18 protein-coding genes are annotated in these 24973 nt (G+C 38.5%); 3 read left to right on the top strand and 15 right to left on the bottom strand.

All coding sequences use genetic code 11. The features are described 5' to 3' along the window. Nucleotides 1–108: 108 nt before the first annotated feature. Nucleotides 109–2781 (bottom strand): reprolysin-like metallopeptidase, encoded by a 2673-nt coding sequence (locus tag IW16_RS09755; protein WP_131327869.1) that lies wholly within the window; start codon nt 2779–2781, stop codon nt 109–111. 313 nt (nt 2782–3094) lie between these two features. Beyond that, nucleotides 3095–5752 (bottom strand): reprolysin-like metallopeptidase, encoded by a 2658-nt coding sequence (locus IW16_RS09750; protein ID WP_051890071.1) that lies wholly within the window; start codon nt 5750–5752, stop codon nt 3095–3097. Between the two features lie 217 nt (nt 5753–5969). Between IW16_RS09750 and IW16_RS09745 the strand changes: the two genes are divergently transcribed. Together IW16_RS09745 and IW16_RS09740 are read left to right on the top strand one after the other, a co-directional pair. Further along, on the top strand, nt 5970–6314 hold the full coding sequence (locus IW16_RS09745) for a MerR family transcriptional regulator (RefSeq protein WP_034704939.1): 345 nt from the start codon (nt 5970–5972) through the stop codon (nt 6312–6314). A gap of 184 nt (nt 6315–6498) precedes the next feature. Beyond that, the gene (locus IW16_RS09740) at nt 6499–7764 is read left to right on the top strand and encodes a helix-hairpin-helix domain-containing protein (RefSeq protein ID WP_034743107.1); all 1266 of its coding nucleotides are present in this window, start codon (nt 6499–6501) and stop codon (nt 7762–7764) included. Nucleotides 7765–7845: 81 nt separating this feature from the next. On the opposite strand, the gene IW16_RS09735 is transcribed toward IW16_RS09740, so the two are convergent. The 8 genes from IW16_RS09735 to IW16_RS09700 all read right to left on the bottom strand — a co-directional run bounded on the left by IW16_RS09735 (nt 7846) and on the right by IW16_RS09700 (nt 13858). After that, nucleotides 7846–9066, bottom strand: coding sequence for a YncE family protein (locus IW16_RS09735; protein ID WP_051890069.1), 1221 nt, complete (start codon nt 9064–9066; stop codon nt 7846–7848). Between the two features lie 233 nt (nt 9067–9299). Then, a complete protein-coding gene (gene rluF, locus IW16_RS09730) occupies nt 9300–10022 on the bottom strand; it encodes a 23S rRNA pseudouridine(2604) synthase RluF (protein WP_034743105.1) in 723 nt (240 codons plus the stop codon). Beyond that, complete coding sequence (locus IW16_RS25665) at nt 10022–10600, bottom strand: hypothetical protein (protein WP_051890067.1); 579 nt, start codon at nt 10598–10600, stop codon at nt 10022–10024. The genes rluF and IW16_RS25665 overlap by 1 nt, the downstream gene beginning before the upstream one ends. Next, a complete protein-coding gene (truB, locus tag IW16_RS09720; protein WP_034743102.1) occupies nt 10597–11295 on the bottom strand; it encodes a tRNA pseudouridine(55) synthase TruB in 699 nt (232 codons plus the stop codon). The genes IW16_RS25665 and truB overlap by 4 nt, the downstream gene beginning before the upstream one ends. Continuing rightward, a complete protein-coding gene (locus tag IW16_RS09715; RefSeq protein WP_034743100.1) occupies nt 11295–11744 on the bottom strand; it encodes a hypothetical protein in 450 nt (149 codons plus the stop codon). The genes truB and IW16_RS09715 overlap by 1 nt, the downstream gene beginning before the upstream one ends. A gap of 4 nt (nt 11745–11748) precedes the next feature. Then, nucleotides 11749–12567 carry an undecaprenyl-diphosphate phosphatase gene (locus tag IW16_RS09710; RefSeq protein ID WP_034743097.1) on the bottom strand — a complete coding sequence of 273 codons (819 nt, stop codon included), beginning with the start codon at nt 12565–12567 and terminating at the stop codon, nt 11749–11751. A 92-nt stretch (nt 12568–12659) separates the two neighbouring features. Next, nucleotides 12660–12956: a DUF3098 domain-containing protein gene (locus tag IW16_RS09705; protein ID WP_034743094.1), complete on the bottom strand. Its 297-nt coding sequence runs from the start codon at nt 12954–12956 to the stop codon at nt 12660–12662. A gap of 2 nt (nt 12957–12958) precedes the next feature. Then, nucleotides 12959–13858, bottom strand: coding sequence for a cell division protein FtsX (locus IW16_RS09700; protein ID WP_034743091.1), 900 nt, complete (start codon nt 13856–13858; stop codon nt 12959–12961). A gap of 91 nt (nt 13859–13949) precedes the next feature. On the opposite strand from IW16_RS09700, the gene rsmA reads away from it, so the two are divergent. Then, nucleotides 13950–14720, top strand: coding sequence for a 16S rRNA (adenine(1518)-N(6)/adenine(1519)-N(6))-dimethyltransferase RsmA (rsmA, locus tag IW16_RS09695; RefSeq protein ID WP_034743088.1), 771 nt, complete (start codon nt 13950–13952; stop codon nt 14718–14720). A gap of 68 nt (nt 14721–14788) precedes the next feature. Here rsmA and IW16_RS09690 read toward each other — a convergent pair whose 3' ends face one another. The 5 genes from IW16_RS09690 to IW16_RS09670 all read right to left on the bottom strand — a co-directional run bounded on the left by IW16_RS09690 (nt 14789) and on the right by IW16_RS09670 (nt 24969). Then, nucleotides 14789–17170, bottom strand: coding sequence for a T9SS C-terminal target domain-containing protein (locus IW16_RS09690; protein ID WP_034743086.1), 2382 nt, complete (start codon nt 17168–17170; stop codon nt 14789–14791). 108 nt (nt 17171–17278) lie between these two features. After that, nucleotides 17279–20878 carry a T9SS C-terminal target domain-containing protein gene (locus IW16_RS09685; RefSeq protein ID WP_034743083.1) on the bottom strand — a complete coding sequence of 1200 codons (3600 nt, stop codon included), beginning with the start codon at nt 20876–20878 and terminating at the stop codon, nt 17279–17281. Nucleotides 20879–21049: 171 nt separating this feature from the next. Next, nucleotides 21050–23407, bottom strand: coding sequence for a T9SS C-terminal target domain-containing protein (locus IW16_RS09680; protein ID WP_034743079.1), 2358 nt, complete (start codon nt 23405–23407; stop codon nt 21050–21052). Between the two features lie 231 nt (nt 23408–23638). Then, nucleotides 23639–24187: a DUF1003 domain-containing protein gene (locus tag IW16_RS09675; protein WP_034743076.1), complete on the bottom strand. Its 549-nt coding sequence runs from the start codon at nt 24185–24187 to the stop codon at nt 23639–23641. Between the two features lie 11 nt (nt 24188–24198). After that, nucleotides 24199–24969, bottom strand: a complete 771-nt coding sequence (locus tag IW16_RS09670; RefSeq protein ID WP_034743072.1) for a TIGR02757 family protein — start codon at nt 24967–24969, stop codon at nt 24199–24201. Nucleotides 24970–24973: the final 4 nt, after the last annotated feature.

The raw sequence follows: 24973 nt of genomic DNA, 5'->3' as shown, positions 1-24973 counted from the left end.
AACGGATCGTAGTTATGGTATAAAAGTACTGTAAAAAGAGGGATAACACAAATCTGCATAAAAAAAGGACTGGTGAAAACCAGTCCTTCATTCAGAAATTATTATCTGTTATTTGATAACAAGCTTGGTGTTGTAGGCTCCTTTTGAAGAATTGATGCTGATCACATAAACCCCTTTCGGAACATTAACGTTAAACTCTTTTGTATTGTTTCCTTCGCTTTGGTAAGCAGATGAAAATACCATTCTTCCACTGGCATCAAACATACCTACTTTTACTTCTCCTTTTAAATTACGGGATTTAATGAAGAAATTGCCGTCACTTGGGTTGGGATAGATTTTGATATCATCCGCTAATGGAGAAGAAACGTCATGCGTTCCTAAACTCTGTGTTTCTCTTGTACATACTTCAAGAGACCATCCATTAATGGTTCCTGTAGTACCAGGATTATTATCTGTTGCAAAAAGTTTCCATTGTCCCTGTGCAGTATGTCCTTTAAAGATACCTAAAGATTCAAAGGATTTTGTTTCTCCTGCAATAGGCGACGCACATGCCACCGCATTTCCTGCATCGCTGAATGAAGCTGTAATTCCAGAGCTGTTTGTGCAGGTTCTGCTCCAGATTAATACTGAAGAACCTATCGGACTCTGAATACCAATAGCCAGCTGTCTTACATTAGCATGGGCAATTGATGGGGTTACTTTAATCTTAGTAATCGTTCCGGTATTGTTCACCATCAAAGGAGCAGAAACAATTGGCGCAGAAATATTTGAACCTCCGGGACCGTCTGTAATAGGAACCGCAGCTCCATTGTAAGTATAGGTATTACATGTTTCACCGACTACGTTGTAATCGACAACAAAACTAGGGCTTACTGCATAATACACGTTTCCTACGGCTTCAATCATAAGATAAGCATTCGCTGAAGTAGAACCTGCAGGAATAACGATCTCCTCACTTCCGTCATTAGGAGTATTGGCTGCAATAACCGTAAACGTCTGTCCTCCGTCTTTAGATAATTTAATATTTACATTGGCTGTATTAATCGGTGCCTGGTTGGTATTGGCTACATCCCATGTTACATTCACAGTCCCTCCTGAACTTAATGACTGTCCAAAAACAGGAGCGGTTACCTGAAAAGGTCCTGCTGCTGCATTGACTGTTACCACCATTGCATCTTTATTGGTTTGCGGATCAACCGGGTTATTGGTTCTGAGCGTTACGTTGAAGTTAAGATTTCTTGCTACACTTGATACAGACTCCCATCTTGTCGTCAGAACTCCTCCAAGCACTTTATTAAAGTCCGGAAAATACCGTACAGGAGCACTTACAGGAATCACAGATCTGAAATTAGGTCCTGCAGGTTTAGCAAGATAGGCAATTGAGTTGGCATCTGTCTGAGCACTTGGTGCTGCGTCCATCTCTTCCCAGGTATAGGTGTAAGACGCAGGATTGGCATCCGTTGTCGTTGCTTTTAAGACGTATGGGGTAGATTTAGGAATAGTATAGTCCAAACCTGCATTTACAACAGGAACAGGATTTACGAAAGCAGTATTGGTGCCGCAGGCAACACTGTTGATTTTATTCTTAATTTCAGTCACATTATAAGCATGAAAGTAATCATTGGAATTAAACTGAACATCATCATTCCCTCCCATAATTCCTGTATAAGCCATAATAGTAGATCCGCTTCCAGGCTCTGTTTCAGAGGAACCATTACCATCAAGATATAAAGAGAATGTATGGTTTGCCCCAAGCTGATGTCCCATTTCGTGGGCCACATAATCTATATCAAAGCTGTCTCCTTCAGGAAAGTTACATGAAGTATATCCCCGGGCTTTTTGAGTGTTGTTGCATATTACTCCTAAACCGGCTACTCCATTCGCATCTCTTTTATCTATTAAATGTCCCATATCATAATCCGCTGCGGGAACGCGGGCCGATATTGCTGATTGTGCCGCACCTGTTCCAAATGTAGTATAAGGATCAGTTGCCGGATCTAAAAATATAACGACATCATTATTGGCAATTAAATTAAAGTGCAAGGACAGATCTTTTTCAAAAACACTGTTCATTCTGGTAAGGGATGCGTTCATCGCAGCAAGAATGACCGCTTTTTTCTCAACATCCGTTGCTCCGGCAGGAGTACCGGCAGCCGTTAAATGATACTGTGCATATTCTCCTGTACAGGATAATGCAAGTCTGAAAACATTGAAACCTGCTACTTTTTTATTGGCACTTTCGCTTTTTTTTTCAACGGCACTTTTCTCTACAGCATCCGTTACAGAACACTCGAAAGGTTCCTTGTCCTGCCCTCTTCGTGCATTTGAATCAAATACAGCATAAACTTTTCTGTCATCTGTATAAGGTTCAATAAATTCAGAAATACCGGAACGGGTAATCATCGATGAAAATCCTACCGGTGACATGCTAAATCTTAAATATACAGAAGGATCATCTATCCCTGTGCCTACATAAGATTTAATATCAGGAAATTTTTTCTGAAGCTCGGGATCCATATTGGAAGATTCCCAAACCTGAAATTTCTCAATTTTGCCCGCTGCCGTAGGAAGCGAAACAATCACGCCTTTTGCTCCTGAAAATCGATCCGGAACACCTTTTAATGTAAGTTTGAGCTTCTCAGCATCTAATGAATAGAGCCCTGAATATTGTAATTTTTCCTGAGACGGCTTAACCTTCTGCGCTCTCAAGGAGGTTTTGGTCCATTGCGAAGATCCTAAAAAAGGAACCATCAGCATGGAAAGAAAGAAATAATATTTCATAAAAGTGATTTTGTTGTGCACTAATTTAACACATTTCAACAAGATAAAATATTGATATTATGGGAATTTCATATATTTTTTTTTATGTTAAATCTAATATAATTATCAAAATTCATATAAATACGTCTGACAAAGGGATAATATTACCTGTATGTAATTGCAGTGAATAAAAAAACAATCGGTGTCGTCAAGATTTATGAAATAAGGATATTTTACATGATCGGATCTATTCAATAATTAAGATCATACCAGAGATAGGGTTACAAAAAAAGGACTGGTAAAAACCAGTCCTTCATTCAGAAATTATTATCTGTTATTTGATAACAAGCTTGGTGTTGTAAGCGCCTTTTGAAGAATTGATGCTGATCACATAAACTCCTTTCGGAACATTAACATTAAACTCCTTGGTATTATTTCCTTCGCTTTGGTACGCAGATGAAAATACCAATCTTCCACTGGCATCAAACATACCTACTTTTACTTCTCCTTTTAAGTTTCGGGATTTAATGAAGAAATTACCGTCACTTGGATTTGGATAGATTTTGATATCATCCGCCAACGGAGAAGAAACGTCATGAGTTCCCAGACTCTGGGTTTCTCTTGTACATACTTCCAGAGACCATGCAGTAACTGTTCCTGTACTTCCCGGATTATTGTCTGTTGCAAAAAGCTTCCATTCTCCCTGAGCCTTATGTCCTTTAAATATCGCTAAAGATTCATTGGATTTTGTTTCTCCTGCAAGAGGTGACGCACAGGCTACTGCGTTACCAGCTTCACTGAATGAGGCTGTAATCCCTGACTGTCCGGAGCATTGTCTGTTCCAGAAAAGAGCTGAAGATCCCACAGGGCTTTCAATTCCTATGGCCAGCTGACTGATATTAGGATGGGTAATAGATGGGGTAACTTTTATTCTGGTAATGGTTCCGGTATTGTTGACCATTAAAGGAATGTTGATTCTAGGTGCTGATATACCTGCGCCTCCCGGACTGTCTGTAATAGCAACTGCTCCGCCACCATATGTATAGGTGTTACAGCTTTCTCCTGCCACTGCATAATCAATTACAAAGCTTGGACTTACAGCGTAGTAAACATTCCCCACAGCTTCTACCAGAATATAAGCATTGGCAGAGATCGATGCAGCGGGTATGGTTACCTGCTCATTTCCATCATTAGGTGTATTGGCCGCAATGACAGTGAATGTCTGTCCTCCATCTGTAGACAGTTTTATATTAACATTGGCCGTATTAACCGGTGCCTGACTGGTATTGGCCACATCCCATGTTACATTAACTGTACCATTGGAAGTTACCGGCTGTCCAAATACAGGAGCTGTTACCTGAAAAGGACCGGATGCAGCATCTACTGTTATTGCCATTGCATCTTTGGACACCTGCGGTTGTACTGGATTATTGTTTCTTACCGTAGCTGCAAAATTCAAACTTCTCGCTACACTCGATACTGATTCCCAACGGGTTGATAATACACCAGAAAGTACTTTATTAAAATCAGGAAAATACCTTACCGGAGAACTTATCGGAGCGAAAGACCGGAAGGTTGGCCCTGTAGGTTTCGTAGGATAAGCTGAAGAAATATCTCCTGCTCCTATCTGCGCTGCGGCTGCCTGATCTGCCTGCTCCCATGTATAAGTATAAGCAGCATTTACAGCATCAGCAGTGGTAGCTTTTAAAACAAACGGTGTAGACTTGGGAATAGTGTAATCAGCACCTGCATTGATATCCGGAGCAGGATTTACAAAAGGAGCATTAACCCCGCAGACAATACTGTTTATTTTGTTTTTAATCTGTGTAACACTGTTCGTATGAAAATAATCATTGGAGTTAAACTGAACATCTGAAGCAGTTGTAATGCCTGTGTATGCCATTATTGTACTTCCACTTCCCGGTTCCACTCTCTGATCTGCCTGCGCCGATCTGTATGTATAAGAATGCCCTGCTCCCAGCTGATGGCCCATTTCATGAGCAACATAATCTATATCAAATTTATCTCCTTCAGGAAAATTATGAGCAGTCCATCCTGCTCCTTTTGAGTTGTTGTTACAGATAACACCTACGCCTGCTGATCCGTTACCTCCTTTCTTATCAATTAAATGACCCATATCATAATCCTCAGCAGCGATTCTTGAGGAAATCTGGGCATGGGCCTCGTTCGGACCTCCGTTTGTATAAGGGTCTGTTGCCGGATCTACGAATATGATAGTTTCAATACCGGCTATAAGATTAAAATGAAATGAAAGGTCTTTTTCAAAAACACTGTTCAGCCTGGTAAGAGAAGCGTTCATCGCAGCAAGTACCACCGCTTTTTTTTCAGCTTCAGTTGCTCCGGCAGGAGTACCGGCAGCCGTTAAATGGTACTGTGCATATTCTCCCGTACAGGATAGTGCAAGTCTGAAAATATTGAAGCCCGCCGTTTTTTTATTGGCACTTCCACTGTTTTTCTCTCCGGCATCTGTAACGGAACATTCAAAAAGGTCTTTCTCCTGGCCATTTCGTGCATTCGAATCAAATACCGCATATACAGTTCTGTCATCTGTATACGGTTCAATAAATTCTGAAATACCGGAACGGGTGATCATGGATGAAAACCCTACAGGAGACATGCTAAATCTTAAATACACAGAAGGGTCTTCTACTCCCGTTCCTACATAAGATCTGATATCTGGAAATTTTTTCTGAAGAGCAGGATCCATATTGGAAGACTCCCAAACCTGGAATCTTTCAATTTTACCTGCAGCATTTGGAAGCGAAATAATTACGCCTTTTGCTCCCGAAGACCGATCCTGAACATCTTTGAGGGTAAGTCTGAGTTTTCCTGCATCTAAAGAATAGAGTGCTGAATAATGTAATTTTTCCTGAGACGCCTTAACCTTCTGCGTCCTAACGGATGTTTTTGTCCATTGTGAATATCCTAAAAAAGGAATCGTCAACATGGAAAGAAAGAAATAATATTTCATAAAAAAGTGATTTGGTTGTACGGCAATTTAATAAAAATTAATAATACAAAAATCTGATTTTGAATAAATTTCTTCTAATATTTTACTAATAACTCTAAAAAAAATAACGAAAATCTCAAAAATCCTTCTCATACAAAACATTTGCAGAGATATTTAGTACCGCATATTTGCATAAGAATTTAAAAAATTTTTATCTTTGGCTTTTAGGATTCATAAAATGAAGATAAATTTACCCGATAAACTGTATTATTCTATAGGAGAAGTGGCCAAAGCCTTTGATGTAAACACCTCACTGATACGTTATTGGGAACAGGAATTCCCTATTATCAAACCTAAAAAAAACAAAAAAGGAAACCGATATTTCACTCCTGAAGATATCAAGAACTTACAGATGATCTATCATTTGGTAAAGGAAAAGGGCTATACGCTGGACGGTGCAAGGATTGCTTTGACTACCAACAGCAAAATTTCTGAGACAGTAACGATCATCGACCGTCTTGAATTTATAAAAGCTGAGCTTCAGAAGCTCAAGGCTTCTCTGGCCGACCGGGATTCAGAATAAATCTTATTATAGTATACAAGCATTTCTTTGAGATGCTTTTTTTTTCGACTATCTTCAAATAATTCTATATAACAGTCTTTCAAATGTAATTTAAAAATCATTTAAAAGAATCTGTTGCATAAAATAACCGATTCGGTGTACGAGCATTGTGCTGACTTGTTTTTATTGATAAGTTTACGTTATCATGAGAAAAAACTATTACAAAAAAATGGCATTCATAGGAATGCTGCTTATTGTCCTGTTCGCATTTCAGAATTATACCAGCCGCGATAAAAAGGACTTTCCTAAAGTAAAATTTATTGCAGAAAGTTCTATTCCAATGGATCTCAGCAATTTTGATCCCAACGACCTGGATGCGAAACAATGGCAGCGTTTGGGGTTTTCCGAAAAGCAGACTTCGACGATTCTTAACTACAAAAAAATTGTTGGAGGAAAATTTACATCCAAAGAACAGTTCAAAAAGTGCTTTGCTGTTTCTGAAGAAAAATTCGCTGAACTTGAATCGTATATTTTACTCGCTGAAACCGGTAAAGAATCTCCCATGGAAAAGTCTGAACACTCTGGAAATAAAGAGATTTCAGTTTCCAAAAAATTCAATCCTGACGGGTTTTCTTCCAGCGAATGGATGAAGATGGGGTTCAGCGAAAAACAATCTGAAGCTATTGTAAAATACCGGAATTATTTGGGCGGAAGTTTTATAAGCAAAGAGAAATTTAAAGAATGTTTTATCATTTCTTCAGACAACTACAAGAGGCTGGAGCCTTATTTGTTACTTCCTTCAAAAACACCGGAACATTTTAAAAATCAGGGTAAACAAAATACTGTAAAATCCAATATTCAATACCGTACTTTTGATCCTAACACTCTGGATACGGAAGGCTGGAAGGCTTTGGGTTTTTCCGACAGGCAGGCTAATACCATTGTCAGTTACCGCGATAGAAATTTAAGAGGAAATTTCAAAACACTTGATGATATACAAAAGTGCTTTGTTATTTCTCCTGAAAAATTTCTTGAATTAAAACCTTATATCAAACTGAATCCTGAACTCAATAAAAAGCAGGAAACTGATTTTTCAAAGATTGATCTAAATGTGATTACTTTTAAACAGCTTATGGAATTTGGGTTAGATCAGAAAAGTGCTGCCATTATAATTGGATTCCGTAAAAAACTTGGAGGTTTTGTCAATAAGCAGCAAATTCTGAATACCTATGATGTTGACAAGGATATTGTCGAGAAACTGACTTCTATATGCCAGCTGCATACAATGGATGTTCCTAAATATTCATTGAGAGATGCCCCGGAAGAATGGCTTAAAAGCCATCCCTATTTTAAGTACTCCGCTGATAAGATCATTTATTACCGGATCAGTTACACGGATGATAAGAAAATTCTAAAGCTTTTAAAATTAAAGCCTGAGTATGAAGAAAGAATGAAATTATATTTAAAATAAAACGGAAACCATACAGTAAAAACTACCCAAAACACAATCTGCTATTTTGGGTAGTTTCTCATCTGCATATTATTTTAAGTTTTAGTGATGCATGTAGTTGCTTGGACCATTGGTTCCTTCAATTGATTCAGGCAACATTCCATATTTGGTTCGTAAATCGATGGTACCTAGTGTTTTCCCTGTCTCGATTTCAATAACACTAATGGTACCGGAATTTAAGTTAGGAATATCCAACAGATTATTCTGTACTGCTACAACTTCTTTTCCTTTTTTGGTTTTAAAGAAAACCATATGATGTGCTCCTTTATCTGCGGTAAGGGTTTTTAGAAGCTTTAGCTGAGGAAGATTACTTATATCAAAGACCAGAACTTTTCCGGGATCTGCAAAACTTACATAAAGCCTGCTGTTATCATCGATGTACATTTCGAGTGCCCAGCCTAATCCCTGTGTGCTTCCATCAAATATTTTACTAAAAGCATCATATTTCTTGGTTATCGCATTGTATGGAGCAATCCATATATCGCCACCCAGCATTGTCGTTGCAAGGGCATACTGTGGAAATTTTCCACGTAGCAATAAAACCTCGACTGGACTGGACATATCCGTTTGTGAGTCTGCTACGAGGTAAGTCTCTTTTAATTCATAGGTATTCAGATCTAATAAAGTACAAGTATTTCCCTTTCCGGTAGTAAGATCCGGGTGAATGGTTGAGGTGACCATCATTAATCCTTTTTCTTCATTAACAGAAATACCATGCGGGTACATAATAAATTGATTTGGATTGGTTTGAACCGGCGCTTTAATAGTTTTAATCAGCTGGTTGTTATTGGCGTTAAAAACACCTATACTGCCATCTTTTGGTCCTCCTGCCCCACCCATAAAAGTCATAAAATATCTTCCATCATTGGTAAAAAACAAATTTTCGCCTACTGTATTCTCACCTGTATCAAGAGGTGTTGCACTCACTAATTTTGGCTGTCCATTTTTATCTTTTTCTGTTTTTATCTCGTAGAGATAATTACCTCCTAAAGCAGTGGTAAATAATTTATTTGCATTCTGATTATAATAAAGATGATGAGGCAGGACACCAACACCTAATTCAAGTTTGCTGCTGATATGTCCAAAATTGGGGGCTTCAGGATCAAGCTCAATTACAGCTATTCCATCTGATAATCCGTTCAAACTTCTATAGTCAATATAAAAAGAAGAATCGTGCGGAAGGTCCGAATGATGATTATCATTTTGACAATTAGAAAATGTTATTAAAATAACAAGGGAAAGTAGATTAAATTTTAGTTTCATGGTTTTTTGTTTTTTAGTTACTATTATAAATATAATATATTTTCACCAACAAAATCATAATATTACACTAATGTGTGAATATTTACAAATAGTAATTTTAAGTATTTTATACTACTTTCCTTCAGATAGAATACTCGAAAATAGAAGTTTTAATTCATTAAAAAAAAAACAGATATAAAAAATTAAGCAGGAAAATATTTCCTGCTTAATTTTTTATTATTAATGATATACTCTTAATCGATTGTTTTGCTAGAATCAGAAAGTAAGGAGTTAAGTGCATTAAATTCCTCTTCTGTAAGATCACGCCATTTACCAACCGGAAGATCCAGTTTGATGTTCATGATACGGATTCTCTTAAGCTTTTTTACGTCATAGCCAAGGTACTCGCACATTCTGCGAATCTGTCTGTTCAGTCCTTGAGTAAGAATGATACGGAACGTCATATCATCAATCTTTTCCACATCGCATTTCTTGGTAACGGTATCCAGGATTGGAACTCCATTTCTCATTTTTTCAAGAAATTTGGGAGAAATCGGTTTGTCTACGCGTACGATATATTCTTTTTCGTGATTGTTTCTTGCCCGAAGGATTTTGTTGACAATATCCCCGTCACTGGTAAGCAGAATCAGTCCTTCACTTGGTTTATCAAGTCTGCCGATAGGGAAAATTCTCTTTGGGTAATTAATATAATCGACAATATTATTTTTTTCGCGTTTCGTATCTGTAGTACAGACAATCCCTACAGGTTTATTGAAAGCTATATAAACGGGTTTATCCTGCGGTTCACGAATAGGTCTTCCATCAACTTCTACAAGGTCTTCATCCGAAACTTTTGTTCCCATTTCCGGGACCTTTCCATTAATGGTAATTCTACCTTCTTCCAAAAGCTTATCTGCAGCTCTTCTCGAACAATAGCCTACTTCTGATAAATATTTATTAATACGCGTTTTTTCCATTAGTCTTCTCCGTAACCTGTATAATTTTTATTGCTGAAAATGGTAATTCCATAACTTAAGCCGATGAAAAAACCGTTAGACTTTCCGTTCAGCTGGTAGCCTTCAAAAGTAATTCCACCTTCCTGGCTCAGTCTTTTTGAATAAGAAACCATCATTCCCAGTCTTGCTCCCCAGAATTCAGAATCTGAAATTGCTGAGTTATTAAGCTGCTTTCCGTAATTTAAATCTATATAAAAAGGACGGTCACCCGGACTGAATATAATCTTTGGCTGGATCATCCAATAGACCAAATGATAATTATCTTCTATAAAACTGTATTTAAATCCGGTTCCCAGTGCAAAGTTAGGAAGAAAATTATATCCTCCTATAGCAGTGACCCCATAACTTATTTTACCTGTTCTTTTCGGTTCAATATATTGTGAATTGGTGAACTGATTATCTTTGGTCTGGAGGTTTAATCCAACATTAAGCGAAGGATTGAAATAAAAATCCATTTTTTCTTTTTTCGCATTCTTTTCCTGAGAGAAAAATACTGCAGAAGAAAGGATTCCTACCATCAGGAGAAAATTTTTTATCATAAATTTTCAAATTTATATTCATTCTCTAAAAAATCAGTTGTCGCATTTTCAACCATGTAATCCCCGATTTTTGTACGTCTAAGCTGTGTAAGATAAGCCCCTACTCCAAGATCCTGACCAATGTCATGAGCAAGACTCCTGATGTACGTTCCCTTTGAACAGCCTACTGTAAAACTTATCAAAGGAAAATCAACTTTAATATCTTTGATATAGAAGATTGTTGTTTTTCTGGATTTCATTTCTACTTCTTCTCCTGCTCTCGCAAGATTATAAGCTCTCTGTCCGTCTATTTTTATAGCCGAATATACTGGAGGTTTCTGCTCTATCTCTCCAACGAATTTTCCCAGTATTTCCCTAACCTGTTCTTCTGAAATATGATCGATGCTCTGTTGAAGGATTTCAGGCTTTTCAGTATCATAGGATTCTGTCTGAACCCCTATTTTGATTTCTGTCCAGTATTCTTTGGGAGCATCCTGAATCTCCGGAATTTTTTTGGTGAACTTCCCACAGCATACAATGAGAAGACCGGTAGCCCTCGGATCTAAAGTTCCGGCATGCCCTATTTTGAATTTCTTAGGAAGATTAAACTCTCTTTTTAGTTTATATTTCATTTTATTGACAGCCTGAAAAGAAGTCCAGTCCAGAGGTTTGTCCAATAAAAACACATATCCTGATTGCAGTTCTTCAGCTGTCATTATTCTAAAATTTCGGTGATACTTACCAAGCTGGGTAATTTATTGACCTTCTGCTTACAGTCAGGGCCATTTTCTACATTGACAAAACATTTCTTATCACCTATAAAGTAGTATATATTACGAAATGGATATACAGAATTGTTCGGAACAATATTAACGGTGTAATTCTCAGGTAAATTAAATTTATAACTGATTTTATCAACAGCTGTAATTTTTTGATGATAACATTTCCCTTCCTTTGAATATTCAATAAAAGGTTTGTGATCCAGCTTGTCATCAGGTACCAGTTCTTTACAGATCAATAAATCTCCTATAGGACTTTTCTCCTTAAGTTCTACAAAGACCTCTAACCTTTCCTTCGTATTATTTTTCACAAACAGCGTATGTGCCGGAGCACAGGAAACGATCAGACCTGAAAAAGCCAATATTATAAAAACAGTATTTTTCATAGTCTTATTTAAAGAAATAAAAATAAATCAATAAGGCAACCCCTACGAAGATACGGTACCAGCCCCAAGGCCTGAAGCCGTATTTATTCAGTACCCCAATAAAAGCCTTGATAGCAATCAAAGCTACAATAAATGCAACAATATTTCCTATCACAAAAATCATAATATGATCCTGAGATGCCATAATCATTTCATATCCTTTCTGAGGATTCCCTGTTTCTTTACCCCATGTTTTCAGAAATACAGAATATACGGTCACTGCGAGCATGGTAGGAACTGCCAGGAAGAATGAAAATTCTGCGGCAGCTTTTCTTGTAAGTCCCTGTGACATTCCCCCGATAATAGAGGCCGCACTTCTGCTTGTTCCGGGCATCATTGCAAGACACTGCCAGAATCCGATGGTAACAGCACTTTTAATTGTAATTCCTTTTTCATCATCAATTCGGGGATTCTTAAACCATTTGTCCGCAAAGAGCAGGATAACACCCCCCAGTACAAGTACTGAAGAAATAGCGATCTGATTTCCGAGAATAGCTTCAATTTTATCATCGAATAAATATCCCAAAACCAATGCAGGAATAACAGCAAAAGCTAGTTTATAATAAAACTGGATATTCTTCAGATCAAAGAACTTTTTCCAATAGGCTACTACGACGGACAAAATTGCACCAAACTGAATGGATACCTGAAACATCTTCAGAAATTCGTCATCCTTAAGTCCCAACAGATTAGCGGTAAATCCCATGTGAGCTGTAGAAGAAATAGGAAGATACTCTGTAAGTCCTTCAATAATAGCAATAATGATTGCGTTAATTACATCCATAATATTGTTAAAATTAAAAGATTAAGAGATTTCGAAATCTAGAAAACCATCCTAAATTCCTCAATCTCTTAATCTTTAAATAAAGTTTTGATTTATTTTCTTTTTAAAATAGCATACACTTCTATCACAAAGCCTATGACTATAAATAGTGGCGCAATTCTGATCCTACGAATAGAAAAAATATCATCATTCCATGAATTGGGATCAAATTTACCATCTACTGTGTTAGCATCCGGGCCCATCATCAGCAGGAATCCTACCACGATAAATGCCAGCCCTATCAACATCCACTTGAAATTTTGCTGTCCGAAATAGAAAGTGCTTTCCTGTACTACTTCTGTTTCTTTGCCAAACTCCGAAGCGGCCAATTTATTTGTTTTTTTGCTCATTATTATGAATAATATAGATCGTCAACGTTTGATTTTAAGAATCTCCATGTAGCGAAAATGGTACTCAGGACTGATATGAAAACACCTACTCCCAGTACTAAAACAACCAACCAGAAATATTGACTGTTCTCCTGTACGAAAGCGGAACCAATCTGGCTTGTAAAATAATACCATACCCCACCTAATGCCAAAAGACCAATTGCAGATCCGATCGCTCCCAAAATAACAGCTTCAATAATGAATGGTTTCAGGATAAATCTTCTTTTTGCACCTACCAACTGCATGGTTTTGATAATAAACCTTTTGGAGAATATCTTCAGCCTGATCGAGTTATTGATCAGAACTACCGCCAAGATCAGGAAAAGAATAGAGAATCCAAGAATCCATTTCAAAATTCTGCTCAGGTTATTGTAAACATCCACCATCAAAGTACTGTCGTTCTTAACATCGACAACACCAGGAACAGATTTGATCACTTTGATCGCTCCGTCTATTTTGGCAGGATCTACATATTCAGGTTTTAATGCAATCTCGATGGATGAAGGAAAAATATTTTCTTCAAAAAGTGCATCACTGTCTATGCCCATCGTTTTCTTGGCTTCTTTCGCCGCCATCTCTCTTGAGATATAGGTTGCTTTTTTTACAGGAGCTAATGTCTGTACCTTTTTAAAAGTTTCTTCCTCCAGTTTTGCAATTTTTACAGAATCTTTTGCATCATAGTTTTCGTCAAAATAAGCATTCACTACCAGTTGTTCTTTGATATAGTCAGAATACTTCTGGGCATTGATTAAAATAAGCCCCATTAATCCTAACAAAAATAACACTAAGGCAATACTTATTACTACTGTAATATTGCTGGACCGAAGCCTTTTCTTATTAAACTCATCTACAGATTTAGCCATTAATATTAAAATTTTTGGCTAAATTAGAAAAAAACTTCCGAAATTTGGGGGGAAATAAAGAAAATCATTGTTAATAAAATCATAAAAAACGTTGAGTGTAAAAGCAAAAAAACATCTTGGACAGCACTTTCTGACAGATGAAAATATCGCGAGAAAAATCGTGGAAGGTCTTAGCTATGAAGACTATAAAAATGTCATGGAAGTAGGTCCCGGAATGGGAGTCCTTACTAAATATCTGCTTGAAAAGGATCAGACCATCTACCTTGCAGAGATCGACACTGAATCTATTGAATACCTGAAAAACAATTATTCAAAGATTACAGAAAGCACCTTTGTTGGAGATTTTCTGAAGCAGGACTTTAATTTTATCAACGGTGAGCAACTTGCAATCATTGGTAACTTTCCTTATAACATCTCTTCACAAATCCTTTTTAAGATCGTTGATTATTATCAGCAGGTCCCTGAAATGGTGGGAATGTTTCAGAAGGAAGTTGCTGAAAGAACAGCTGCGGTTCCCAGGACTAAAGATTACGGTATCTTATCTGTCCTGATCCAGGCCTATTATGACGTGACCTATCTGTTCACTGTTCATGAAAATGTATTTAACCCTCCTCCGAAGGTAAAATCAGGAGTTATCAGACTGACGAGAAATCCAAAAGAAGGTCTGGCCGGAAACGAGATTCTTTTTAAGAAAATCGTAAAGGCAGGGTTTAATCAGAGAAGAAAAAAACTTTCAAACTCGCTGAAGGTCCTGGATATTCCTGAAGCTTTAAAAACTCATGAATTTCTGGACAAAAGAGCCGAAGAGCTTAGTGTTCTTGATTTTATAGGCTTTGCCAACCTCTGGAAGCAGAATCAGTAATTCAGGTTTATAAAAAAATAAAAGCCTTTCAAGTTTTCTTGAAAGGCTTTTTACATGTGCTTTATCTTCTATTCTCTATTCTTAAGCATGATCCATCCGGACCAGTTCATCTGAACTTTTGACTTAGGATATTCAAAATTAAATTTGTACCAATACGTAGCGGTAGAAAGTTTCTTACCTCCAACAGTTCCATCCCATACTGGCTTTTCTTTAGAGAATCGGAACATCTCTACACCATATCTGTCATAGACAGATCCCGTAAAGTTTTTGAATTCTCCAAGCATTTTAAGATCCAGGACATCATTAATTCCATCATCATTAGGTGTAATGATATTATTGATTTGAAGAGTATAGAAATCAAATGTTCCTACACAATGGGTTCCTACCCTTCTCACCAATACTGTATAATTGGTATTATCAAAAAGGCTTGTAAAAATATTAGACTGCTGCCAGGTGATCCCATTATCTATAGAATACTCTAAGGTACTTGGAGTATTATTCATCACAGGATTTTCAGCAACGACGGTTATCGTTTTTTTAGCACTTTCATAATTGGCTGCAGTAACGAAAGGAATTGCTGCACCTCCTATTTTCGCTGTAAAGATCTTTTTACAGAATCCGTTGTCTATCTCTACGGTATAAACTCCCCAGTTGTCTACAGTAATGGTCTGCGTTGTAGCTCCTGTACTCCATAGATATTTATAATAAGGTCCAGCACCTGCATCCAAAGTAAGGCGATCTCCTATACACATTTCCACATCTTTTAAAGATGAAATGATCTCAGGGGTAACCTCTACTCTTATGGTAGCAGGGTTTAATGAACGGCATCCTTTTGCCCCTACAGCATATACAGTAAATGTTGTCGTCTGGTATAAAGTCACCGTTTGCGTGTTCCCGGTACCCGGAAAATTAGTCCATTGATAAGTAACACCTCCATCAGCGGTAAGGGTTACGGATTCTCCCGGACATATTTTTATCCTTGAAGACTTTACACCCGCTGTAGGTGTGGTTTCTTTAAGCAATTTTAATTCTATAAGTTTGCTACAGAACCCTCCATTGGAAACTACAGTGTACAGGATCTGTCCGTCTGTCCCATTATAATTTAAAATATTCTGAATATAGTTATTATTCTGAGCTATAGCGTCAGCCTGATTCACATAGAATCTGAATACAGCTCCCGGTGTCGGACTTATCGACGGCATAGCATTAGTGAGATCAAAGGTCGTAATATCCGGTGTTGTACAGAGCAATAGCGTAGCATCCTGTGCCTGAGGGGTAGTTCCCCCATGAATTTCAATGGTCGCTTTACCCGGGCAAGGATTGCCGGGAACACTTACTTCGATGGTATATGATCCCGGCTGCAGAGCTGTAATCGTGTTTGTGGTTGCACCTGCAATAGGAGCTCCGTTCAGGAACCATTGATATAATAAATTAGGATCACTTACGGAAGCTGTTATCAACTGGGGTACATTATCACATACATTAATATCAGAAGGCAATGTGGCACCGCTGGGATCTAAAAGTTCTACCCCAATATTAAATGATCCCCCTTCCAGAAACACAGCTGAATCATAAGAATGGTCTTCAAAGCTACCAGGAGCAAAGTCAGCGACTACCATTTTAAAGTGGTATTCCTGGCCGGCCATTACTGTTGCCGTGGCTGTAAGAGGAATTGTTCTTCCTTCAAAATTGGTTTCAATATTACTTGTATTATAGCCTCCGAAAAACTGTTCATTAACAGCAGCACAACCGCCGAACGTTCCAGGTATCAATGGATGGATATTGGTAATACTTACAGGACCTGCACCACCCGGAAGTACGGCCATATTTTGGTATGGGCCTCCTGATGTAGGTCTAAGGAGAATGGCAAAAGCATCTGCATAGTTACATGGAAACGTTCCTGTATATTCTTCTGATGCCAGTATATAATTAAATTTGATCTGGCTGGTAGTAGGAACAAAATCAAATTCCAAAAGAACAGCATCAGTAAGCGTTCCTGTAGACCCTATAGCCTGAGCCAGATCAGCATCGGTTCCTCCCCCATTATTGTCGCCAAGAAGTCCTTCGGAGCTGTTTCCTCCTCTTCTTGCTTTCCCTGTAGAAAGTACGATTCCGTCTTTGAAAGGGAAATTAGTAGTTGCCTTATGAAAATACCCCCATGACCTGTCAGCATTTGTCACAGCATGGTTAGGCGTTATCTTTACATTGGTTACTGTGGGTGTTACACACGTATTTGTTCCAGAAGAGATCAGGACATCTTTTACCAGCTGGGTTATACTATAGGCAGATTCTGCATATCCGGCAGCATTGATATCAATAAAGTTACCTGCTTTTTGAGTAGCTGATGGGGAAGCTTTTTCTTTGGGAGGCTTTCGCGGGCCATTAATTTGTGAATATGAAAATGTCGAGACGACTAAAAAAAGTAAAAAAAATAGTAGATTTCTTCGCATAATACTTTTGTTTCAACAAATTTAATTTTTTTTCAAATATATCATCTATCTTTTACTTTTTTTTTAACATAAAAAAAACAAACCTTCCAAATATGGAAGGTTTAGCTGTTAGTTCCTATTTTTTAGCAATATCCAACCTGAACGCTGTTCGAGTTTTTTGCTTGCCGGATTTTCCCACTGTACTTTGTACCAATAAGTTCCCGTAGCGAGATTCATTCCTTTTAAAGAGCCTCTCCAGACCGCATCGGTTTTTGTCGCCCTGAACAGCTCTGCACCATACCGGTCAAAGACTGATGCAGAAAAATTATTGTACCCGCTAATTCCCGAGAAATCTACCGTATCATTGACTCCGTCCATATTAGGAGTAATTGCATTGCTGATCACAAACGTGAAGTAATCTAATGATGTTCCACATTTTGCGTCTTTCACTTTTACCATCAGATGGTAATTGGTATTGTTTAAGACATTGTAGAACATATTGGAAGTCTGCCATGTTACACCTCCGTCTATCGAAAATTCTAACGCACCTCCCGTAGGATTGCTTGCTGTAAGCGTAAGCACATGGTTTTCATAGGTTACATTAGTAAATTTGGGCAGATCAGGATTTAATAATGAGGCGGTAAAGGTCTTGGAACAAACTCCATTGCTGATCGTTACACTATATGTTCCAGTAACATTGGTAGAAATAGTTTGGGTAGTTGCCCCATTGCTCCATAAATAAGTATAATTCACTCCTGCTCCTGCATCTAGAATCCCTGTATCTCCTGCACAGACATATACGTCCTGTAATGTAGATACAATGGCCGGAACTACTTCTATTTTTACTTCTGCCGCCACTACTGAACTACAGCCATTCCCTCCTAAAGCAAATACTGAATAGGTGGTCGTAGCTGTTGGTGAAACAACCTGTGTGTTTCCGTTTCCGGGAAGACCAACCCAGTTATAGGTAAATCCACCAGTAGCAGTAAGCGTCACTGATTCTCCGGCACATATCTTCATTTTTGATGCTGAAACCCCTGCAACAGGAGGTCCCACTACAACAGTAACTGTTGCAGGAGTTGCAGAAATACATCCGTTGGCACCTACCGCAAATACGGTATATACAGTAGTGGTATTTGGAGAAACGACCTGTGTATTTCCATTTCCGGGTAGTCCGTTCCAGTTATAAGTTACTCCGCCAGTTGCTGTAAGTGTTACAGATTCTCCAACACATATTCTAGGCTGAGATGAGGTCACCGCAGTGGTCGGTAACGTAGTATTTTGAGTTACCGTAACATTTGCTGTATAGGTACAGGTTAAATTTCCAGGTTGGGATACATTAGTCACCGTAAGTGTATAAACTCCGCCCGCATTAACTACAGGGTTAAGTGTATTAGCCCCTGATACAATATTTCCACCTCCCGCAGCTGTCCACGTAATCGTAGATCCTGCCGGCACAACAGATGCCGAAGCATCGATTGTAGTCTGAGGTGTTGTACAGGTGATTTCCTGTGGCGCTGCTATCGTTAGTGTTGTTTCGGCTGTTCTAAGTAACTGAAGTGAAACTACATAATGACATCCTCCGTTTTTAACCAAAACATATATAGTCTGATTGGCAGGGGGAGCATACGATGTAGGAGTCGCAATAAAATTGGCATTGCCGGCCTGAGCATCTGCCTGATTGATATAATAAGTAAAAGTAACACCACCGCCTGCAGCTGTGATTTGGCTCTGAGCCGTGGTAAGATCATATGTAATTCCCGGAGCATAGCATTTATGCAATACAGCATTCTGTACTGTAATCGGTTGTGAAACTTCAATAGTTAATGTTGCAGGATTTTGGGACACACATCCATTGGCTCCCACGGCAGTTACCGTATAAGTGGTGGTGGTGGTTGGTGATACCGTCTGTGTATTTCCTGTTCCAGGCAGTGTAGCCCAGGTATAAGTAGCTCCTCCGGATGCCGTTAAGGTAACTGATTCGCCGTTGCATATCTGTATTTTACTTGCTGTAAGCCCTGTTACAGGTGGCGCACTGTCGCCCGTAACTGTTACGTTGGTAACCGCAGTGCATATTAAATTCCCGGGCTGATAAGTATTTGATATCGTTAAAGTATAAGTTCCCGGAGCATTGATCACCGGAGTTAATGTATTTCCGCCTGAAACTATATTTCCTCCTGTAGTAGTCCAGTTAAAAACCGCTCCCGCAGGATACACAGAAGCCGTAGCATCTAAAGTTGCCTGTGAGCTTGCGCACGTAAGTACTGGTGGAGGTAAAGCCGAGGCTGTCATCTGGGGTGCTTTTACGAGCTGCAATTCAGCTACTTTAGAACAGAATCCGGTTTTTACCTGTACATATACCGTTTGTCCTCCAGGACTGGAATAGGTGGCAGGGCTTGGAATTGTATTGGCATTTCCTGCCAGTGCATCTGCCTGAGTTAAATAATAAGCAAATGTTGCACCTGGAGTTGTACTTATAGAAGTCTGTGCTGAAGGTAAATTAAAGGTTGTATTTCCTGCAGCATAGCAGGCTGTCAGTACCGCATTCTGCACTGTTGGGGATATTCCTCCGACAACAGTAATGGTCGCTGTTCCGGGACAGCTGTTTCCCTGAATATATACCTGCACGCTATATACACCCGGCTGGGTCGCGGTATAACTTGGTCCTGTCTGCCCAGTAATAGGATTATTATTTAAAAACCACTGATAAGTTACGTTGGGAGCCTGTACCGAAGCTGTAAAAGTTTGAGGTGTATTATCACACATAATGACGCTGGAAGGAAGCTGGACTCCAGCCGGATCAAGAATCTTTACCCCAATATCAAACGATCCTGCTTCAAGAAAAACTCCTGAGTCAAAATTTGGATCTGAGTAATCTGCCAAAACCATTTTAAAGTGATAGGTCTGGCCAGGAATTACAGTCGCTTTTGCGGTTAAAGGTATTGTACGCCCATCAAAATTAGTCTCAACCATCGTACTGTTGATACCAGCAAAGTACGCCTCATTAACAGGACCACAGCCCTGACCTCCCGGAATAAGCGGGTGAATATTGGTAACACTCACGGGAACGGTTGTACCTGGGAGTACCGCGAGATTGGTATAATTAGGATCTCCTACTTTCTTTAACAGTAAGGCAAATCCGTCTGATATACTGCAGGCAAACTGATGCGATGTATCATATTCTTTGGAAGCAAATAAATATCTGAATGTAACTTCAGTGGAAGTCGGAATAAAATCAAATTCTATATAGGTAGCATCCTTAAGTGAACCATTGTTCACCCCTAAAGCGGTCGCAAGATCAACATCTCCGGCAGAAGGAAGAGGATCACTCAATGTACCCTCGTAGCTGTTTCCTGCTTTTCTTGCATACCCTGTGGTAAGAACAATTCCTTTTGCAAACGGAAAAGCGGTGGTTCCTTTGTTAAAAAAGCCCCAGCTTCGGTTGGCATCATTGACTGATAAATTAGGAGAAACATTAACGTTGCTTACATTTGCGGTAGAACAGGCTCCCCCGGATATAAGCACATCTTTGACAAGCTGTGTAACGCTGTAGCTGGATTCCGGATAGTTGGGTGTATTTACATCTATAAAAACACCGGCTTTCATAGAAGCTGCACCAGGCTTTTTTGCACTTATTTTAGATCTGTCTCTGTTTTGACCAAAGACAAAGCTTCCAAGCAGTGCAAAAAATAACGCCAAAAATAAACTTCCAATCCTCCTATTTAACATTTTATAGTATTTAAAACAAAAATACTATTTTTTTTGATTGAAATTTAATTTAAGACAATTTACATTATCATTAATACATGTTTATTTATTTTACAATATAAACTTGCTTTACTTAAAAATAATAAAAAAGGCTGACGAAATTGTCAGCCTTTATAGATATTTTATAAAAATTTATTCTAAGTTTTTAAGGAGGATCCATCCTGTTTTTACAGTCATCTCTTTACTCGCAGGGTCCTGATAGGTCACCTGATACCAATAAGATGCGGTTGGCAGACGTTTCCCCTGGAAATAGCCATCCCAATAAGGTCTTGTTTTCACGGCTTTGAAAACTTCTCTTCCATAGCGGTCAAACACAAGCCCTTTAAAGTCTGGATAACCACTTACTCCACTAAAATCAATTTTATCATTAACGTTATCTCCGTTTGGTGTAATTACATTTTTAAGAACAAATGTGAAATACTCCAGAAATCCTACACAGCTGGTGTTTTTTACTTTAACACGAATTGATATTACTGTATTTTTAGGAACGTTAGTAAATACATTGGATGCCTGCCATGTAAAACCATTATCTACAGAATATTGCAATGTTCCGTTACTAGGATTACTGGCTGTAAGAACCATTGTTCCGCTATCATTGTAATCTACTTTTATAATTTGAGGTACTACAGCACGGATTACCTGCGTTTTAAATTCCTGAGTACATACTCCGTTACTGATCTTAACAGTATATTCTCCCGGAGTACCCGTTGTAATGGACTGAGTTGTTTCTCCCGTATTCCATTCGTAGGTATATCCAGGTCCTGATCCTGCATCCAGAAGAATCATATCGCCTTCACAGATCTGTCCTCCCTTCAGAGAAGATACGATAGCCGGCACTACATCAATAGTAATAGTGGCAGGTAAAAGCGATTTACATCCCTGAGCACCGATAGCATACACCGTATAGGTAGTCGTCTGTGTTGGACTTACCGTTCTTACCGGTCCTGTACTCGAAGTATCACTCCACTGATAAGTTACACCGCCGGAAGCTGTTAGTATCAGCGATTCTCCCGCACATATTCTCAATCTTGGAGCTGTGAGTACAGCCACAGGTGTTTCTTCTCTTCTTAAGCTCAGTGTCACTATTTTGCTGCAAAATGCTCCATTGGATACCAGTACATAGATAACCTGTCCGTCTGTCCCGTTATAGTTGGTGGTATTTGTGATAAAACTGTTATTTTGAGCCTGTGCATCAGCCTGATTAGCATAGAAACGGAATACCGCTCCCGGCGTTGTACTGATGAGAGGTTTTGAATCTTCTATATTAAAAGTATTCTTGGCTGGAGTAGCACACAGCTTCAACGTTGCATTCTGTGCTGTAGGCGATGTCCCGCCAATAATGGTAATGCTTGCTTTCTGGCATTCTGTTCCTCCTACAAAGGTTTTTACTTCGTAGACTCCCGGTGAGGTAGCTACATACACAGCATTGGTTGCAAAAGGAATCAACACTCCGTTTTTATACCATTTGTAGGTCATTCCCGGAACTGTAGTCACCTGTGCTTTTAAAATCTGAGGTGTATTATCACACATATTGATAGTGTCTCCCAACGGATTCCCGTTGTTATCTACAATAGTCATCCCGATATCAAAAGATCCTCCCTGAAGAAATACCCCAGAGTCATATCCATTATCAATAGCATCCGCTAAAACCATTTTAAAATGATAAGTCTGGCCGGGTATTACCGTTGCAACCGCAGTAAGAGGAATTGTTCTTCCTACAAAATTAGTTTCAATATTCGCGGTATTCAATCCGCCAAAGTACTGCTCATTTTTAGTCTCCCCATCACATCCTACTCCCGGAGGTACAATGTTAAGAACGCTTACAGGTCCATCTCCGTTTGGTAAAATTGCTAAATTTTCATATGTTGGATCACCGACCTTTTTAAGAAGGAGAGCAAAACCATCCGCGAAGTCACCACATGGGTATCCGCTCGTATATTCTTCCGAAGCAAATAAATAATTAAATTTAACCTGGTTGCTGTTCGGAACGAAATCGAATTCTAAAGACACTACATCTTTAAGGTTACCTGGTGGGTTAATTGCTGCTACCAGATCCGGATCATTCATTATCGCTCCAGGAACAGTATCTCCCAAATTTCCTTCCAAACCATTTCCTGCTCTTCTCGCTTTTCCTGTTACAAGAACTAATCCGTCAGTAAACGGAAAGGCAGTCGTTCCCTTATGAAAATATCCCCAGGCTCTGTCAGCATCAGTTGGAAGCTGATTCGGTGATATCGTCACGTTGCTCACATTGGGAGCTGCACAGACAGATCCTCCTGAAATAAGCACATTTTTTACAAGCTGCTCTATGGTATATCCGGAAGGCACATAGGTAGGTACATTCACATCTATAAAAGCACCTGCTTTTTTACTCTGTGCACTAAATTTCTCCGGCTTCACAGTTCTGTCTGCTTTTTGAGAAAATGCAGAAGCGTAAGCCAATAGAAACACCATAAATAAAAAGTAATTCTTCAGTCTATAATTGAACATTTTTATAATTATTTATCCAAATGTAGTAAAAAATTATATAAAACCCACTTCTTTTTAGCATATTCAAATAATTCACCATCAATATTCATAAAGAATACATTTTATAATTAAATATTCCACAAAATTAGTAGAATTTAAAATTGCCTAAAAAACGAAACAGAAAAAGACCGGATTATTTATATCCGGTCTTTTTATATTGATAAAGCAATGATGTTTTTTATGATTTTATAATCATTTTTTCAGCTGCTCAATTTCACTCTGGAGCTGGCTGATAATATCTTTCAGCGCTTTGATTTCATTTTTATTGGAATTCACATTGCTTTTAAGAATGGCATTCTTTGCTCTTTCATTATGGTCTTCATCATCCTCATCTTCGTTGATCTCTTCAATATCTTCCTGGATATCTTCAATGTCTTCATTGATCTCCTCAATATCCTCACTGATCTCTTCAATATCTTCACTGATTTCTTCAATGTCTTCCTGGATGTCTTCAATATCTTCACTGATCTCCTCGATATCTTCCTGAATATCTTCAATTTTTTCGTGGCTTTTATTGACCGACATCTGAATGAAAATAGCCAGATAGATTGCTTCCAGTGAAACTACTGTCGTAAGAATCAGCAACATCTTGTCAAACTCAACGATATGAAGCATCGGCAAAAGAAATGATGTAATAAAGAACAAAGTATGCACAATAAGAGATGGAATAGAACCTACCCACCAAGTAATACCGTTTGCGATTTTCTCTAGAACTTCTGTTTTTTCGCTATCTTTTTTCATCCTTTTATGTTTTATAAGAGTTCTTTGGTTACCCCAATTCCAAATAATGCAAAATCATATTTAGCCGGATCATTCTCATCAAATTTCCGGATGGCCAAATCCAGTTCTTCCACTGTTTTCCAATCATTCTGTGTTCTCAAAACCAAACCAAGTTTCCTCGAAACATTTCCTGTATGTACATCTAAAGGAATCGACAGGTATTTCTGGTCTATACTTTCCCATATTCCAAAATCTACGCCATGCCTGTCTTTCCGTACCATCCACCGCAGGAACATAATGATCCTTTTGGAAGAGGAATTTTTATAAGGTGAACTTATATGTTTATGACTTCTGTGTTTCTCTGATTCTAAAAAACTGCTTCTGAATCTTTCAATAGCATGAAGAAAATTAGTCTCCTGATCTTTTATGATGAATAAATTTTCGAGACTTTCGTTTTCTTTATAGATCTTATTGAACTGCCTGATGAAGTAAGCAAAATCCTGGCCGTTAAAAGTTCGGTGAATACTTTTGTCCTGAAGCGACTCCAGATCTTTCTCAGAATAATTTAACACAAAATCATAAGGAGAGTTTCCCATGATATCGAGCATTTTATCTGCGGACCTGATAATTGATTTCCTGTTTCCCCAGGAAATAGTTGCTGCCAGAAAGCCGGCAATTTCCACATCCTGTTTTAACGAAAAACGATGAGGGATCTGTATCGGATCTTCTTCAATGAAATCAAGGCTGTTGTACTGATCTGCTTTTTCGTTCAAAAAGCTTTTTAATTCTTCAAAATTAAGCATACAG

It is taken from the genome of Chryseobacterium vrystaatense, from assembly GCF_000737765.1.
GTDB lineage: Bacteria > Bacteroidota > Bacteroidia > Flavobacteriales > Weeksellaceae > Chryseobacterium > Chryseobacterium vrystaatense.
The sequence above is the reverse complement of the archived record's forward strand: the minus strand, read 5'-3'. Positions and strand labels throughout refer to the sequence as shown.

Coding starts and splice junctions, on each gene's coding strand:
- IW16_RS09755 (WP_131327869.1), bottom strand. CDS start 2,781: ATGAAATATTATTTCTTTCTTTCCATGCTGATGGTTCCTTTTTTAGGA.
- IW16_RS09750 (WP_051890071.1), bottom strand. CDS start 5,752: ATGAAATATTATTTCTTTCTTTCCATGTTGACGATTCCTTTTTTAGGA.
- IW16_RS09745 (WP_034704939.1), top strand. CDS start 5,970: ATGAAGATAAATTTACCCGATAAACTGTATTATTCTATAGGAGAAGTG.
- IW16_RS09740 (WP_034743107.1), top strand. CDS start 6,499: ATGAGAAAAAACTATTACAAAAAAATGGCATTCATAGGAATGCTGCTT.
- IW16_RS09735 (WP_051890069.1), bottom strand. CDS start 9,066: ATGAAACTAAAATTTAATCTACTTTCCCTTGTTATTTTAATAACATTT.
- rluF (WP_034743105.1), bottom strand. CDS start 10,022: ATGGAAAAAACGCGTATTAATAAATATTTATCAGAAGTAGGCTATTGT.
- IW16_RS25665 (WP_051890067.1), bottom strand. CDS start 10,600: ATGATAAAAAATTTTCTCCTGATGGTAGGAATCCTTTCTTCTGCAGTA.
- truB (WP_034743102.1), bottom strand. CDS start 11,295: ATGACAGCTGAAGAACTGCAATCAGGATATGTGTTTTTATTGGACAAA.
- IW16_RS09715 (WP_034743100.1), bottom strand. CDS start 11,744: ATGAAAAATACTGTTTTTATAATATTGGCTTTTTCAGGTCTGATCGTT.
- IW16_RS09710 (WP_034743097.1), bottom strand. CDS start 12,567: ATGGATGTAATTAACGCAATCATTATTGCTATTATTGAAGGACTTACA.
- IW16_RS09705 (WP_034743094.1), bottom strand. CDS start 12,956: ATGAGCAAAAAAACAAATAAATTGGCCGCTTCGGAGTTTGGCAAAGAA.
- IW16_RS09700 (WP_034743091.1), bottom strand. CDS start 13,858: ATGGCTAAATCTGTAGATGAGTTTAATAAGAAAAGGCTTCGGTCCAGC.
- IW16_RS09690 (WP_034743086.1), bottom strand. CDS start 17,170: ATGCGAAGAAATCTACTATTTTTTTTACTTTTTTTAGTCGTCTCGACA.
- IW16_RS09685 (WP_034743083.1), bottom strand. CDS start 20,878: ATGTTAAATAGGAGGATTGGAAGTTTATTTTTGGCGTTATTTTTTGCA.
- IW16_RS09680 (WP_034743079.1), bottom strand. CDS start 23,407: ATGTTCAATTATAGACTGAAGAATTACTTTTTATTTATGGTGTTTCTA.
- IW16_RS09675 (WP_034743076.1), bottom strand. CDS start 24,187: ATGAAAAAAGATAGCGAAAAAACAGAAGTTCTAGAGAAAATCGCAAAC.
- IW16_RS09670 (WP_034743072.1), bottom strand. CDS start 24,969: ATGCTTAATTTTGAAGAATTAAAAAGCTTTTTGAACGAAAAAGCAGAT.